Raw genomic sequence first — 14,486 nt, forward strand, 5'->3', positions numbered from 1 at the left:
TATGCCAGCGCCGGCGTCTGGATCATGGCCGCCGTCAGCTTCCTGATTTTTAGCGCGCGGCCGGCGCCGCGCGCCGAGGTGCAGTGTTCGGAGTGAAAAAGAGCGCCCGCCGCCGCGCCTGGAGGACGCGCCGGCGGCGGGTTCTCTCGCGATGCCTCAGCCGATCGGCATAGCGATGAAGTGGGTGTTTTGCGAGGTCTTCACCCGCATCAGCACATCGTGTTTGCCGTCGGTCTTGGCCTGCGAAAGCGCCTGGCGGAGATCGGCGCCGCTGGCGACGGTCTTGCCGCCGACATCCAGGATGACGTCACCGGATTGCAGGCCGTGCTCGGCGGCGGGGCCGTCGGGATCCACCGACGTGACGACGACACCCTGGTTGCCCGCACCTGCAACTTCGCTGGCGGGCGCAACCGCGACGCCGAGATGCGGCACACCGCGGGTCGGCCCGTTTCCAGGCTCGTCGGCCTTGGCCTGCTTCTCCAAGCGGTCGGGCATTTTGGCCAGCGTCACGGTGATGGTCTTGGCCTCGCCCTTGCGCAGGATATCGAGTTTGGCTTCACTGTCGGGTGCCATCGCCGAGATCTCGCGTGCGAGCGCGCGCGAATTCTTGATTGCGGTTCCATTGACGGCCGTAATGACGTCGCCCGCCTGGATTCCGGCTTTGGCGGCCGGCGTATCGGGTTGCGCTTCATCCACCAGCGCGCCTTCGGCTTTCTTCATGCCGAGGCTTTCGGCGATTCCGGCCGTGACCGGCTGCACCTGCACGCCGAGCCATGACCGCGTCACGACGCCTTTATCCTTCAGCTGCGCGACGATCATCTTGACGGTCGTGGCGGGGATGTCGAAGCCGATGCCGACCGATCCGCCGGATGGCGAATAGATCGCGGTGTTGACGCCGATCACCTTGCCGCTGGTATCGAAGGTCGGACCTCCGGAATTGCCCTTGTTGATGGGTGCATCGATCTGGATGTAGTCGTCATAGGGGCTGGAGCTGATGGCGCGACCTTCGGCCGAGACGATCCCCGCCGTCACCGTGCCGCCCAGACCATAGGGATTGCCGACCGCCACCACCCAGTCACCGACACGCGGGCTTGTGGTTTCGAAGTCGACATAGGCGAAGTCTTTCTTGCCATCGACCTTGATCAAAGCGAGGTCGGTTTTCTGGTCCGTGCCGATCACTTTGGCCGTATAGACGCTGCCGTCGTCTGTCGTAACTTCAACGGACTTGGCGTGGTCGACCACGTGATTGTTGGTCACGGCATAACCATCGGGCGAAATGAAGAATCCGGATCCGACGCCGGTAACCATCTGGTGGCGCTGCATGCGGCCTTGTGGGCCGTTTTCAAAACCATAGCGGCGGAAGAATTTTTCGAACGGGGAACCCGGCATGAAGGGCGACATGTCCTGATCATGATCGTCGGCCTGGGGTTCGTCGGTATCGATCCCCTGGTCGACGCGGACGCGCACCGAGATCACAGCGGGTTTCACCTTGGCGACGAGATCGGCAAATCCGATCTGTCCCGGCGCGTTCACGGTCTGCGGGGCAGGCGTCGCGGCAAAGGCTTGTCCGGCAAGGTGGCCGTATCCAAGCGGCCCGCCAAAGGCGAGGGCCGATCCCAGCACCGCCGCCGAGCAGAGCAGCGTCAGGCGCCGTGCCGACCAGGTTGTGTTACGGGGAGGCTGATGATTGGTTTCCGTCATGATTGTATCTCCACATCTGAAGCCATTTGGCTTGATCATCAGCTAGCAGCGGCGCATTACCGCTGCCTGTCGCGCGCATTAATTCTTCCTGTTGAAGAAATTAAATCGACGTAAGGCCGCGGCACGCGCATACGCCGCTTGACTGATCAATAACTCATCGGTTATAGATAGCACATAACCAGTGAGTTATGGATCGATATGCCCTCCGCGCACGACACACTCTTCAGGACCTTGGCCGATCCGACCCGGCGGGCGATCTTCGAGCGATTGTGCCGGGAAGGGGAACAAACGGTTGCGGCACTGACCGCGCGTTCCGGCGTTTCGCAGCCGGCGGTGTCAAAACATCTGGGCGTGCTGAAGCGGGCCAGGCTGGTGCGCGACCGCCACGAAGGACGCCAGACGCATTACAGTGCCCAGCTCAATGCGTTGGCCCCTTTGATCGACTGGACGAGCCAGATGACCGGATTCTGGCAGAGCCGGTTCGATCAGCTCGAAAATTTGCTGAAGAGGATGGATCAATGAGCAAACAGACCGAGGTGCTTTCCGTCGTTGTCGAACGGGATTTTCCCTTTCCGCCGGAGCGGCTCTGGCGTGCGCTGACCCAGCCCCATCTGATCGAGGAGTGGCTGATGAAGAACGACTTCAAGCCTGACGTCGGCCACAGGTTCAATCTTCGCGGCGACTGGGGCGGCGTGCTCGATTGCGAAGTTCTGACGATCGAGCCGAACAGGACGCTGTCCTACACCTGGAACCACGCGCATGCGGACGCCGCCTACAACCTGCAGAGTGTCGTGACCTTTACGCTGACGCCGACTGCCACCGGCACCCATCTGCGCATGGAGCAGTCGGGCTTCCGCAGCGACCAGCCGCAGGCCTTTGGCGGCGCCAGGTTCGGTTGGCAGAAATTCTTCGAGAACCTGGATCAGGTGCTGAAGCGGCACGATTGAAGACGAGCAATCGGAGATAGGAGCGCAATCGACATGAAGGAAACGACGCTGCGCGCAATCATTCGCTGGATTCACATCATTTGTGCGATCCCGATCATCGGCTATATCTACAGTCCATTCGCGAACCTTCCGGATTATGCGACTCCAACCCGGTTTGTTTTCTTTCCGGTTATGCTGCTGTCGGGTGTTTGGATGTGGAAAGGCCATCTCGTTCGCCGGATGATGTCCGAAAAAGCTGGCTGAGGGCGGCTGCGCATGAATGCATCGGAACAGATCGACAAGCTGATCGAGCGAACGGTGGACTGGCGCGGCCAGACGCTCGCCAGTGTCCGCAAGGCTATCCTGGAGGCGGATAAGGAAATCGTCGAGGAATGGAAGTGGATGGGCAGCCCGGTGTGGTCGCGTGACGGCATCATCGCCGTCGGTAACGCGCACAAGGGCAAGGTGAAGCTCACCTTCATGTATGGCGCGAAGCTCAAGGATCCCGACAAGCTGTTCAATGCAGGCCTTGAAGGCAACGAGCGCCGCGCGATCGACTTTCTCGAAGGCGACAATGTCAATGTGCGGGCGCTGAAAGATCTCGTCCGCGCCGCGATCGGCTACAATCAAGCTGAGAGATTGAAGAAATCGAAGAAGGCGTCTGCGGCGAAAGCGGCAAAGACAGGCAAGGCTGCGAAGAAATAGGGTTGCCTGAAGCGAAAAAATAATCGTTATTCCATATCGCTTCACGATACTTTGTCGCGATTTGCGATTGCAGCCATGCGCGGGCGGCCTGATCCGGGTTGCCGCGGGAGAGACAGCCATCCGAAAAGCCGTCATGCGCCAAACGATCGAACGCCCGCGGTGCCGCGCGGCATCGTAACAAGCTCGGCGACTTTACGGCGGATGGCCAAGCCTGTCGATTTCGCGCCCTTGAGACAGCAAAAAATTATTCGACGGGCCTGTCGGCGCGGCTATGTTCCATTCGTCTTCCACCCAGTAAGGGTCGAATGGGAGATCAGAAATGGAAAATTCTCGTTATCGCTGGGTGATGGTCGCGGCCGGCGGCCTGCTTGGCTGCGTTGCGATCGGCGGCATGTTTTCGCTGCCGGTGCTGCTGCAGCCGATCGCGCGCGACACCGGCTGGTCCGTGACCGGCGTTTCCAGCGCCATGACCATCGGCTTTCTGGCGATGGCGTTCACCAGCATGATCTGGGGCACACTGTCCGACCGGTTCGGCCCGCTGCCGGTGGTGTTGACGGGATCAATCGTGATCGCGGCAAGCCTCGCGCTCGCCAGTCTTGCGACCTCGCTGATCGCGTTTCAGATCCTGTTTGGCGTGATGATCGGCGGGGCCACGGCGGCCATCTTCGCGCCGATGATGGCAACCGTCACCGGCTGGTTCGACACCCACCGCAGCCTTGCGGTGTCCTTGGTGTCGGCCGGCATGGGCATGGCGCCGATGACGATGTCGCCGCTGGCGGCCTGGCTTGTCTCCAACCACGATTGGCGCACCTCGATGCAGATCCTGGCCCTGGTCGTCGCCGCGATCATGATTCCGGTTTCGCTCTTGGTGCGCCGCGCGCCGGCGCTCGACGCGCCTGCCGCGCCGGCGAGTGGCGATACGCCGCCGAATATCTCGCTGGCCGAAGCGCTGCGCTCGCCGCAATTCATCATTCTGCTCGCTACAAACTTCTTCTGCTGCGCCACGCATTCGGGCCCGATCATCCACACCGTGAGTTACGCGGTCTCCTGCGGCATTCCGATGATCGCGGCGGTGACGATCTATAGCGTCGAGGGGCTTGCCGGGATGGGCGGCCGCCTCGTGTTCGGCCTGCTCGGCGACCGCTTCGGCGCCAAGCGCGTGCTGGTGACGGGACTTCTGTTGCAGGCCTTCGGCGCGCTGGGATACGTCTTCGCGCAGCACCTCGCCGAATTCTACGCCGCCGGCGCACTGTTCGGCTTCATCTATGCCGGCACCATGCCGCTCTATTCGGTGCTGGTGCGCGAGAATTTCCCGGTGCGGATGCTCGGCACTGTGATCGGCGGGCTGGCGATGGCGGGAAGCCTCGGGATGGCGACCGGTCCGGTCGCCGGCGGCATGATCTATGACGGCTTTGGCAGCTATGCCGGACTCTACATCGGTTCTTTCGTCGTCGGCCTCGGCGCGTTTTTCATTATCCTGACCTTCAGGCCGTTTCCGAGAACAGAACCGCAAGTCGTTGCCGCGCCAGCATAACTGGCCCGCGCCGCTGCGGGGAACTCGGCGATCGAGTCGCCGCCGGCAGGCCGGCGGCGTTTTCTTTGGATCGCCTGACTCCTTCTCGGCCCCTCAAACGTCTTTGCTCCGTCAACAGGGAGAGATCGATATGCCGACATCACCGGACCGGAACCACACCTCGCTGCCTGCGAACACGCCGCCGATCGTCTCGTCCAAGGATTGGGAGGCCGCGCACCAGGCCATGCTGGTGAAGGAGAAGGCCTTCATGCGGGCAAAGGATGCGCTGGCGGCCGAGCGACGCAGAATGCCCTGGATGGCGGTCGAAAAGACCTACACGTTCGACGGCCCGGCCGGAAAGCTGAGCCTGCTCGATCTGTTCGCGGGGCGCCGTCAACTGATCGTCTACCGCGCCTTCTTCGAGCCCGGCGTGCACGGCTGGCCGGAGCACGCCTGCATCGGCTGTTCGCTCGGCGCCGACCAGGTCTCCAACCTTGCTCATCTCAACGCGCGCGACACCACGCTGGTCTACGCCTCGCGGGCGCCGCAGCCCGATATCGCGCGGCTGAAGGCGCGCATGGGATGGGAGAGGATCCCGTGGGTGACCATCACCGACAGCTTCGATGCCGACTTCGGCGTCGACGAGTGGCACGGCCACAATGCCTTCATCCGCGACGGCGATCGCATCTTCCGCACCTATCTGATCAATAGCCGCGGCGACGAAGCGATGGGTACGGTCTGGAGCTATCTGGACATGACCGCGCTTGGCCGCCAGGAGATCTGGGAAAAGTCGCCGGAATCCTATCCCAAGGAGCGGCCGTACAAATGGTGGAATTGGAACGACAGCTACGTTGCCAACGCGGCGCCCGATCCGAAATGGGTTGCGGTCTCGGACGCCGGCGAAGCCGCCTTCCGCAACCGTGATGCCGGCGCCAAAACATGACCGCCGTCAATGCGAGCGGTGTTGCGCGTGGTGGCGACCATCGCCTCCTCACCACGCAGGTCGTTGCCAGATGGCTGCATCTGGCGGCCGCGCCATCCTTTACGGTCATGGCGCTGGCGACGACCGCTTTCGACAGCGGCGCACCAAATGCTCTCTGCGCGGCCGCCGGCGGCTCGACGCTCGGCGGCATGGCGCCGATGTACCTGCTGATGGCGTTCTTTCAGTTGGCGCCGTGGTTGAGGCTGATGTCGCCGCGGCATCGCTGATGTTGTGGCGGCTTTTTTCGAGTGCCGCCGCGACTCTTTTTGCAGGCCTCAACCGTTCTGGTGATGTCAGAACAAGGAGAGACGCCATGAAGTTGAAAGACACCAAAGTCGTCGTCACCGGCGGAAGCCGTGGATTGGGCCTGGGGCTGGTCGAGGCGCTTGTCGCGCGCGGCGCCAAGGTGACCGTCGTTGCCCGCAACAGCGATGCGCTGGCCGCGGTGAAAACCCGGCTCGGCGCCGAGGTCATCTCTGCCGACATCACGGACGAAAGCGAAGCCTATCGCATCCTGTCCGAGGTCAACCCCGAGGTGCTGGTGCTCAACGCCGGCGCCAAGCCGCCGATGGGACGCCTTGACCAGCTGAGCTGGGCCGATTTCAGCGCGACCTGGGAGACCGACGTGAAGGCGGGTCTGTATTGGATGCAGGCGGCGCTGAAAACTCCGCTCAAGCCCGGCAGCCGCGTGCTGGTCGGATCGAGTGGCGCCGCGCAAAACGGCTCGCCGCTGTCGGGCGGATATGCCGGCGCCAAGCGGATGCTGTGGCTGATGGCGAAATACGCCAATGGCGTCTCGGCGCAGGGCAAGCTCGGAATCCGCTTCCAGGCGATTGTGCCGCAGCAGATCATCGGCAATACCGGGGTCGGCGATGCCGGGGTCGCCGCCTATGCGGGCGCCTCGGGCCTGGAACGCGAGGCGTTTCTGGCGCGTTTCGGCGCGCCAATGCCGCCGCGCGATTTCGGGGAGAAAATCGTTTCCGTCCTCGAAGAGGCGAAATACGCTGACGGGGTGGTGTTCGGACTGAAAGGCGACACCGGAATAACCATGCTCGAGGGAGAGGCGGCTTGAACGCGAGCCCATCCGACCGCGATCCGCGGGCGGAGCTTCTGGCCCTGACGGCCGAGCTCCGTCCCGAGCTGCATCGCTACTGCGCGCGGTTGATGGGATCGGTGATCGACGGCGAAGACGTGGTGCAGGATACGATGGCGCGGGCGCTCGCCGCGCTCGATGAAATCAGGGACATGCCGCAGCTCCGGCCCTGGCTGTTTCGGATTGCGCATAACCGCGCGCTCGACTTGTTGCGCAGCCGTGCCGTGCGCCGGGCCGAGCCGATCGAAACGGCCATCGAGGTCGCCGATGAAGCAAGTCCGGACCCGATGGAGACCTTGATGCGTCAGGAAGCGGTCGAGACCGCGGTTTCGCGCTTTGCGGAACTTCCTCTCATGCAGCGCAGTGTCGTCATCCTCAAGGACGTGCTCGACGAACCGCTGAAGGATATCGCCGAGCTGCTCGACCTCACTGTCGACGCCGTCAAGGCGCATCTCGCCCGTGGCCGGGCGCGGCTTGCCGAAATCAACGCACAAGCGGTGACGCTCGCCGCCGCGAGGCCGGTGTCCGAGGCGGTGGCGCGCTATGTCGCGCTGTTCAACGCGCAGAACTGGGACGGCCTGCGGGCCCTGCTCGCCGATGACGTGAGGCTGCATCAGTCGACTTATCCGCTTCGTACCGGATCGGCCGATGTCGGCCGGTTCTTCACCATCTACGCTACCTTCAAGGGCGTGCGGCTTCAGCCGGCCTGGGTGGAGGGCAGGGAGGTCATCGCCGTGTTCGAGCCGGGCGCCGCCGCGCCGAGCTACTTCATGTGGCTGGAATGGCGGGACGGCCGCATCAGCTTCATCCGCGACTATCGCTATTCCCGCTATGTCGTGGACGATGCGGGGATCGCGCTGGCGCCGCGGCGTGAAACCGGAGGTGGCGAGCCCAGCTAACGAACATTTGCCGGTTCCCCCGGTTGACATTGACTGCAGGTGCAAAATATCCAGCGGTAAAGTTCAATCAGGCGAGGCAAGGCAACATGACACGTGTGCGCTGTGTGACTGAAATGGGCATGGGCGTCGACGTCCATGGCCGCGATGCGACCAAAGCGGCCAAGCGCGCGGTGTCGGACGCCATCCGCCATTCGAGCCTCGGCTTTTTCCGCATGCTGGGTAAGACCGCCAACGACATGTTCGTTGATGTCACGATTGCCGTGCCGAATCCGGAAGCGATCGACACCGAAGCGGTGGCGAAGGAGTTGCCCTACGGCACCAAGAAGGTGACCGCGGTCAAGGGCGGCCTCGAAATTCCGTCCGACATCGGCAACGATCCCATTCTGATTGCGAATGCCGCCGTGATCGTCAGCTTCGACGATGGCAAGTAGGGTTAGCCGATGTCAGATCTTTCCGTCTTTCCAATCACCCGTCGCTGGCCCGCGCAGCATCCGGATCGGCTTCAGCTCTACTCGCTGCCGACGCCGAACGGCGTCAAGGTCTCGATCATGCTGGAAGAGACCGGGTTGCCCTACGAAGTGCATCTCGTCGATTTCAACAAGGACGATCAGAAGACGCCGGAGTTTCTCTCGCTCAATCCGAACGGCAAGATTCCCGCGATCCTTGATCCGAACGGCCCCGGCGGTCAGCCGCTTTCCCTGTTCGAGTCCGGCGCAATCCTGCAATACCTCGCCGAGAAAACCGGCAAGCTGTTGCCGCAGGATCCCGCGCGCCGCTGGCAGACCATTCAGTGGCTGCATTTCCAGATGGGCGGCATCGGGCCGATGTTCGGGCAGGTGGGCTTCTTCCACAAATTCGCCGGCAAGGAGATCGCCGACAAACGTCCGCTCGAGCGCTATGTCAATGAATCCAGGCGGCTCCTCGGAGTGATCGAGAGCCGCCTTGCCGGGCGGCAATGGATCATGGACGACGAATACACCATTGCCGACATCTCGATGCTCGGCTGGGTGCGCAACCTGATCGGCTTTTACGGCGCCCGCGATCTGGTCGGGTTCGATCAGTTCGGAGCGGTTGCGGCCTGGCTCGAACGTGGTCTGGCGCGGCCCGCGGTCCAGCGCGGCTTGAATATTCCGAAGCGGCCGTAAGCTCGGCCGGTGCTTGTTGCCGGCAGTCGGGGAACTCTGTCGTGGTGACCACACGCTGATGACGTCATCATCGTCGCGAGCGGCTTGACAGGTTCCTGCGTTTTTGCACAGAGTAAGTTGGTCAACTAACTCGGAGCGCAACATGGTGCCGGTCGACAAGCGGTCACGGCTGCTCAATGCGGCTGTGGGTCTGGCGTACCGGAACGGCTTCGGTGCGACCTCGCTCGCGGATATCGCCAGCGAGGCGGAAGTCCCGCTGGGAAATGTCTACTACTACTTCAAGACCAAGGACGAGATCGGCGAAGCGATTGTCGATCTCCGGCTTTCCCAGTTGACCGCCATGTTGCAGCGCTGGGACGCCGAGCCATCGCCGAAACATCGCCTCTATCGGTGCATCGAAGGCGTGCTCGGCAACAGGGACTCCCTCGCCGAGCGGGGCTGTGCGATTGGGACGTTCTGTTCCGAAGTGCACAAGGCGGGCGGGACGGTTGCAAGCCGGGCGACCGAGATATTCTCGCGATATCTGGCCTGGCTCGAGATCCAGTTTCGCGCCCTCGGCAAAGGGAAGGCTTCGCGTGGCCTGGCCGTCCATCTGCTCTCGGCGTTGCAGGGCGTCTCGCTCCTGGCACATACGTTTCACGATCCAGGCCTCGTGACCATGGAGGCCAAGCGCCTGAGAGACTGGATCGAAGGCCTCTGAGCCTGTTTGCGTGAGATTCGTCGCCGCGGGGCAGTTGGCTCCGAACCTAAGTCAGCCAACTTACTTAAACGTCGAGCCGAAGAAGGTGAGACGAGCATGGAAGGTAAGAAAAGAGATGACGAAACAGCAGCGTGGATTGATCGACCGCTTCGGCCCATGGGCGCTTGTCACCGGCGCGTCTTCCGGGATCGGGGCAGAATTTGCCCGGCAACTGGCGCGCGCCGGACTGAACGTCGTGCTCGCCGCGCGCCGTGAAACTCTGCTCGATAGGCTCGGACAGGACTTGCAGGGCGAGTTCGGTGTCGAGACCCGCAGCGTCGTGGTGGATCTCTCCGAGACGGAAGCTGCCGCGCGCCTTCATGCGGCGGTCGAAGATCTCGATATTGGTCTCGTCGTCTCCAACGCCGGCACGGGCGATCCGGGAAGTTTTCTTTCGGAGAAGCGTGACGAAATGATACGGCGGTTTCGCCTGAACGCGCTGGCGCATCTCGATATCGCCCATCATTTCAGTCCGAGGCTCGCGATACGCGGCTGCGGCGGTCTCATTCTCGGCGGGGCGATGGGCGCGGCCCACGGAATCCCGTTCATGGCAAACGATGCCGGCAGCAAAGCCTTCGTCCAGAGTTTTGGTGAATCCCTTCATCGCGAACTCCGCCGAAAGGGCGTGCACGTCACGGTATTGGTGGTGCCGCCGACCGATACAGCGATCCTTTCCAAGTTCGGTCTCGATCCAGCAACCATGCCGATGAAGCCGATCAGCACCAGCCAGTGCGTTGATGAAGCCTTGGAGGCGGTGCAGCGCAATCAGTCGCTCTGTCTGCCGGGCGCGATGAACCGGGTCATGAGCGCGCTGATTCCAGCCAGCATTGCACGGATCGTGATGGGAAAGATGATCGAACAAACGCTGGCGAAGCGGATGAGAGCCTAGGTGGAGGGCAAGATGGGTGAGGCGAGAACATGGACTAACCTGGTCTATTGGGTATCGACTGGTCTGACGGCGGCGTTGTTCGCCGCTCCCGGCTTTGCGCTGCTGACGCGCAATCCGCACTTCGTCGCAGACATGACGCGGCTCGGTTATCCCGCATACTTCCTGCCCTTCCTCGGCATCTGGAAGATTCTGGGCGCAATCGTGATCGTCGCGCCCGGCACGCGCTATCTCAAGGAATGGGCGTATGCCGGCATGATCTTCGATATCAGCGGTGCCATCGTTTCGCGCGCCGCGATCGGAGACCGCGGTCCCGAGCTTATTCTGCCGTTCGTGATTGCTGGCTTTGTCGCGCTGTCCTGGACATTGCGGCCGGATGGTCGCCGCCTGTCGGCGACGGCGCGGGTTCTTTCCTCGACTTGACTCCGGCTCAAGACAGAGGCGACGAGGTTACTTTGCTGACTGATTTGCCCGACGGGCAAATCAGGCGGCGCGGGTGCTGCGACAAAGTCCAGCCTTTGTGCGAAAAATAATCCGCTTTCGGTGCCGCTAAAATCAGCTCTATGAGTCTGCCGTCCCGCCTCGATAAGAGGGGCGTTTGGCCGATCGTCACGAGCGTTGGGTGCGGGATGCGATGGACGCTGGGCTCATCAACTGACGAGTGATGAGGCAGCGGACGGAAAAGTCGTGTGGGCCTGGTATCCCGACGCTGATATCCGGTGCAACGCGCGAGCGTTGTCACCCACGGAGACAAGAAAGCCCGGTCTCCGGGGCGAGCACGAAGGACACCGTTAAAACCATTGCGCAGGGAAGGCCGGATTGTTCGGCGAACCTGTGGTGACTAACTCGTGTGCTTTTCTACCTTGCACGCGAGGCTGCGGGTGCGCCTGCGCATCCGGCTTTCCCTGCGCCCTCCGATCTTTTCGGGGGCAAACCTGCCATCCAGCCCCGGCGTCTTGCGCCGCGGGAACGAATGCGCATACTCGCGCGGCGCTTTCGGCTACGTGCGGTCAATGGCCATTGTCTCGTTTCAACCGGTCACAAGAACAAGGGAGATTTGCTGCGATGAGCGGGCTTGCCAGAACAGTCTTCATGTCAGCCGGTCTTTGCCTTGTGGCCGCGGTTGCGCCCGCCCGGGCCGAACTGGATGTTTCAAAACTGAAGGCCTCGATCGAAACTTCCGTTGAGGCCGACTATCCAAAGCTCGAGGCGCTGTACAAGGATATTCACGCCCATCCCGAGGTGGCGTTTCAGGAGGTGAAGACGGCGGCCAAGCTCGCCGCCGAGATGCGCGCGCTCGGCTTCGAGGTGACGGAGAAAGTCGGCAAGACCGGGCTGGTTGCGATCTACAAAAACGGCGAGGGGCCGACCATCCTGGTGCGCACCGAACTCGACGCGTTGCCGATGGAGGAGAAGACCGGGCTTGCTTATGCCAGCCATGACAAGACCGATTGGAACGGGCAGGAGACCTTCGTCGATCATAGCTGCGGCCACGACATTCACATGGCGAGCTGGGTCGGGACCGCCAAGACGCTGCTCGGCCTGAAGGACCAATGGCACGGCACGCTGATGTTCATCGGCCAGCCGGCCGAGGAAACCGTGTCAGGCGCCAAGGCGATGATCGCCGACGGGCTGTTCACGCGGTTCAAGAAGCCGGATTTCGGCTTTGCCTTGCACGATGGTCCTTTCGCCTACGGAACGCTGACCTATCGCACCGGCGTCGGATCGTCGAATTCCGACAGCCTCGATCTGACGTTCCGCGGCCGCGGCGGTCACGGCGCGGCGCCGCAACGAACCGTCGACCCGGTGCTGATCGCGGCACGATTCATCGTTGATGTGCAAAGCGTGATCAGCCGCGAAAAGGACCCGCTGGAGTTCGGCGTCTTCAGCATCGGGGCCATTCATGCCGGCACCGCGCACAACATCATTCCCGATTCCGTGGTGCTGCGCGGAACCATCCGCACCTTCAAGCCGGAAGTTCGCGCCAAGATGCTGGCGGGAATCGAGCGAACCGCGAAAGCGGCGGCGGCGATGTCGGGCGCGCCCGAGCCCGAGATCACTTTCACCGACGGCGGCAAGGCGGTCATGAACGATACCGCCGTGGTCGAGACCGCGGCGAAGGTGCTGAAGGCGGCCTTTGGCGACAAGATCGCGACTTCACCGCCGGTGACGGCGAGCGAGGATTTTTCCGAATTCATCGAGGCCGGCGTGCCTTCGATGTTCTTCAATATCGGCGTCTACGAGCCGGAGCGGGTTGCTGCGGCGATGAACGGAACGGGTCCGCAACTGCCGCCCAATCACTCGCCGCAGTTTGCGCCGGTGCCCAAGCCGACCATCGAGACCGGGGTCGAGGCGATGACGCTCGCGGTGCTGAGCGCCTTCGACCAGTATACGAGGGGAAAATGACCAAACCGATCACGATCTACGGCATCAAGAACTGCGATACCATGAAGAAGGCGCGCGCCTGGCTCGACAGTCATAAGGTCGGTTACGAATTCCACGACTACAAGGCCGCCGGAGCGCCCAAGGAGAAGCTGAAAGCCTGGTGCGACGAACTCGGCTGGGAAACCCTGCTCAACCGTGCCGGCACTACGTTCAAGAACCTGCCCGAGGCCGACAAGGAGGGATTGAACGAGCGCAAGGCGATCGCGCTCATGCTCGAACAGCCCTCGATGATCAAGCGTCCGGTGCTCGACCTCGGCGGCAGGCTGCTGGTCGGTTTCAAGCCGGAAATCTACGCCAAGGAAGTGAAGGCGGGCGGTGCTCGCGCCAAGGTGTGAGGCCCGCAAGCAAGGCTCAGTCGAACTCGACGAGGTCGGCAGCGGGGATGCGGCCCGGCATGCGATGGAACAGGTCGCGATCGATCACCGCACGAAGTTTCTGCGTCGGCAACGCATCGTTGCCGCGCATCAGGTTGATGATCTCGAAAGAGCCGTCTTCGCTGATGGTCTTCAGCGAGGCGATGATGTGAGTGACGCCGCCGCCGTCCGAGAACGGCAGCAGCAGCCGCTCATAGGCGACGATGCGGCCGCGGGCGTCATCGACATCAGCGATGGAATAGGCGGGAAGGGCGCGCGTTACGCATTGCTGATAGATCGGGATCACCTGCGGCGCCAGGCGCGGACCCAGGTATTCATCGAGATAGCGGCCCCTGCCCGTATAACCGAAGGCGACCGACATCCGCGTGCCGTCGCTGTCGATGACGATCGCGAGCGGGTCGGTCTTCTCGACCGTCATGAAGACGAGGTCGGGAAGCTCCTCCTCGATCCGGTCGGGCTGAAAATCCACCAGGCGCGGGAGGCGCTGCGTGGGAGCAAAAAGCCGCAGCCACGTGTTCAGGAGATCACGCTGCTTGATCGACTTGATGACCGTCGGGTTGGCGCTGATGAATTCCAAGATGCCGATATCCGTGCCGCTGAAACACCAAATCTTCACCCCGAGGCGAAAAGATTTGGTGAAGGTTTCCGGTTCGCGGCGAACAGCGTTAACGGCTGCTTTCCAAACGTGCAGTTGCAAGACCGGCTATCGCGAGGCGCCGAAAAGGCCATAAGACTAATGGCCAAGCACCGCCAGAGCCGCTTTCCGCCTTGCACAATGAGGGCCGATGACGGCATATTCCGCCCGGAGGCGGTGGGTCCCGGGACGAATTTCAAGACGCGAAACCAACGCGGTCATTCAGGCGCCCCGGGGGAACCCACTGTAAGGAAAACACCAGCCACGCGCGGTTCGGACGCCGCAGGCGATGGCGCGCGGGGGAATTTGATTGTCGGATGAGTTCATTCTCGAAACCCACGGATTGACCAAGGAATTCGCGGGTTTCTTTGCCATACGCGACGTTTCCCTCAAGATACGGCGTGGCAGTATTCATGCGTTGATCGGCCCGAACGGTGCCGGCAA

General features: G+C 62.4%; 18 protein-coding genes and 1 pseudogene. 17 read left to right on the forward strand and 2 right to left on the reverse strand.

Annotated features, from left to right (window positions below; genetic code table 11):
- Positions 1 to 156: 156 nt before the first annotated feature.
- Positions 157 to 1,701 (reverse strand): Do family serine endopeptidase, encoded by a 1,545-nt coding sequence (locus tag VFL62_RS05310; RefSeq protein ID WP_325171327.1) that lies wholly within the window; start codon positions 1,699 to 1,701, stop codon positions 157 to 159.
- A gap of 198 nt (positions 1,702 to 1,899) precedes the next feature.
- Here VFL62_RS05310 and VFL62_RS05315 point away from each other — a divergent pair, with 198 nt between their 5' ends.
- The 16 genes from VFL62_RS05315 to VFL62_RS05390 all read left to right on the forward strand — a co-directional run bounded on the left by VFL62_RS05315 (position 1,900) and on the right by VFL62_RS05390 (position 13,369).
- Entirely contained in the window at positions 1,900 to 2,223 is a 324-nt protein-coding gene (locus tag VFL62_RS05315) for a metalloregulator ArsR/SmtB family transcription factor (protein WP_325171328.1), read from the forward strand.
- Positions 2,220 to 2,648: an SRPBCC domain-containing protein gene (locus VFL62_RS05320; RefSeq protein ID WP_325171329.1), complete on the forward strand. Its 429-nt coding sequence runs from the start codon at positions 2,220 to 2,222 to the stop codon at positions 2,646 to 2,648. Before VFL62_RS05315 ends, VFL62_RS05320 begins: the two co-directional genes overlap by 4 nt.
- Before the next feature lie 33 nt (positions 2,649 to 2,681).
- Positions 2,682 to 2,891, forward strand: a complete 210-nt coding sequence (locus VFL62_RS05325; protein WP_325171330.1) for a hypothetical protein — start codon at positions 2,682 to 2,684, stop codon at positions 2,889 to 2,891.
- Between the two features lie 12 nt (positions 2,892 to 2,903).
- Positions 2,904 to 3,332 carry a DUF1801 domain-containing protein gene (locus tag VFL62_RS05330; RefSeq protein ID WP_325171331.1) on the forward strand — a complete coding sequence of 143 codons (429 nt, stop codon included), beginning with the start codon at positions 2,904 to 2,906 and terminating at the stop codon, positions 3,330 to 3,332.
- 319 nt (positions 3,333 to 3,651) lie between these two features.
- Positions 3,652 to 4,866 (forward strand): MFS transporter, encoded by a 1,215-nt coding sequence (locus tag VFL62_RS05335; RefSeq protein WP_325171332.1) that lies wholly within the window; start codon positions 3,652 to 3,654, stop codon positions 4,864 to 4,866.
- A gap of 130 nt (positions 4,867 to 4,996) precedes the next feature.
- Positions 4,997 to 5,788 (forward strand): DUF899 domain-containing protein, encoded by a 792-nt coding sequence (locus VFL62_RS05340; protein WP_325171333.1) that lies wholly within the window; start codon positions 4,997 to 4,999, stop codon positions 5,786 to 5,788.
- Positions 5,785 to 6,054 (forward strand): hypothetical protein, encoded by a 270-nt coding sequence (locus tag VFL62_RS05345; RefSeq protein WP_325171334.1) that lies wholly within the window; start codon positions 5,785 to 5,787, stop codon positions 6,052 to 6,054. Before VFL62_RS05340 ends, VFL62_RS05345 begins: the two co-directional genes overlap by 4 nt.
- Positions 6,055 to 6,140: 86 nt before the next feature.
- A complete protein-coding gene (locus VFL62_RS05350) occupies positions 6,141 to 6,899 on the forward strand; it encodes an SDR family oxidoreductase (protein WP_325171335.1) in 759 nt (252 codons plus the stop codon).
- Positions 6,896 to 7,819 carry a sigma-70 family RNA polymerase sigma factor gene (locus tag VFL62_RS05355; protein WP_325171336.1) on the forward strand — a complete coding sequence of 308 codons (924 nt, stop codon included), beginning with the start codon at positions 6,896 to 6,898 and terminating at the stop codon, positions 7,817 to 7,819. Before VFL62_RS05350 ends, VFL62_RS05355 begins: the two co-directional genes overlap by 4 nt.
- Before the next feature lie 86 nt (positions 7,820 to 7,905).
- Complete coding sequence (locus VFL62_RS05360) at positions 7,906 to 8,250, forward strand: Lin0512 family protein (protein WP_325171337.1); 345 nt, start codon at positions 7,906 to 7,908, stop codon at positions 8,248 to 8,250.
- A gap of 9 nt (positions 8,251 to 8,259) precedes the next feature.
- Positions 8,260 to 8,964 (forward strand): glutathione S-transferase family protein, encoded by a 705-nt coding sequence (locus VFL62_RS05365; RefSeq protein WP_325171338.1) that lies wholly within the window; start codon positions 8,260 to 8,262, stop codon positions 8,962 to 8,964.
- A gap of 142 nt (positions 8,965 to 9,106) precedes the next feature.
- Complete coding sequence (locus tag VFL62_RS05370) at positions 9,107 to 9,664, forward strand: TetR/AcrR family transcriptional regulator (RefSeq protein WP_325171339.1); 558 nt, start codon at positions 9,107 to 9,109, stop codon at positions 9,662 to 9,664.
- A 115-nt stretch (positions 9,665 to 9,779) separates the two neighbouring features.
- A complete protein-coding gene (locus VFL62_RS05375; RefSeq protein WP_325171340.1) occupies positions 9,780 to 10,592 on the forward strand; it encodes an SDR family NAD(P)-dependent oxidoreductase in 813 nt (270 codons plus the stop codon).
- Positions 10,593 to 10,604: 12 nt separating this feature from the next.
- Positions 10,605 to 11,012 carry a DoxX family protein gene (locus VFL62_RS05380; RefSeq protein ID WP_325171341.1) on the forward strand — a complete coding sequence of 136 codons (408 nt, stop codon included), beginning with the start codon at positions 10,605 to 10,607 and terminating at the stop codon, positions 11,010 to 11,012.
- A 669-nt stretch (positions 11,013 to 11,681) separates the two neighbouring features.
- Positions 11,682 to 12,995, forward strand: a complete 1,314-nt coding sequence (locus tag VFL62_RS05385) for an amidohydrolase (protein WP_325171342.1) — start codon at positions 11,682 to 11,684, stop codon at positions 12,993 to 12,995.
- A complete protein-coding gene (locus VFL62_RS05390) occupies positions 12,992 to 13,369 on the forward strand; it encodes an ArsC family reductase (protein WP_325171343.1) in 378 nt (125 codons plus the stop codon). The genes VFL62_RS05385 and VFL62_RS05390 overlap by 4 nt, the downstream gene beginning before the upstream one ends.
- Positions 13,370 to 13,385: 16 nt before the next feature.
- On the opposite strand, the gene VFL62_RS05395 is transcribed toward VFL62_RS05390, so the two are convergent.
- The gene (locus VFL62_RS05395; protein WP_325171344.1) at positions 13,386 to 13,985 is read right to left on the reverse strand and encodes a PAS domain-containing protein; all 600 of its coding nucleotides are present in this window, start codon (positions 13,983 to 13,985) and stop codon (positions 13,386 to 13,388) included.
- 367 nt (positions 13,986 to 14,352) lie between these two features.
- On the opposite strand from VFL62_RS05395, the pseudogene VFL62_RS05400 reads away from it, so the two are divergent.
- A pseudogene (locus tag VFL62_RS05400) lies at positions 14,353 to 14,486 on the forward strand (ABC transporter ATP-binding protein); the annotation flags it as partial.

Source organism: Bradyrhizobium sp., from assembly GCF_035701725.1.
Lineage (GTDB): Bacteria > Pseudomonadota > Alphaproteobacteria > Rhizobiales > Xanthobacteraceae > Bradyrhizobium.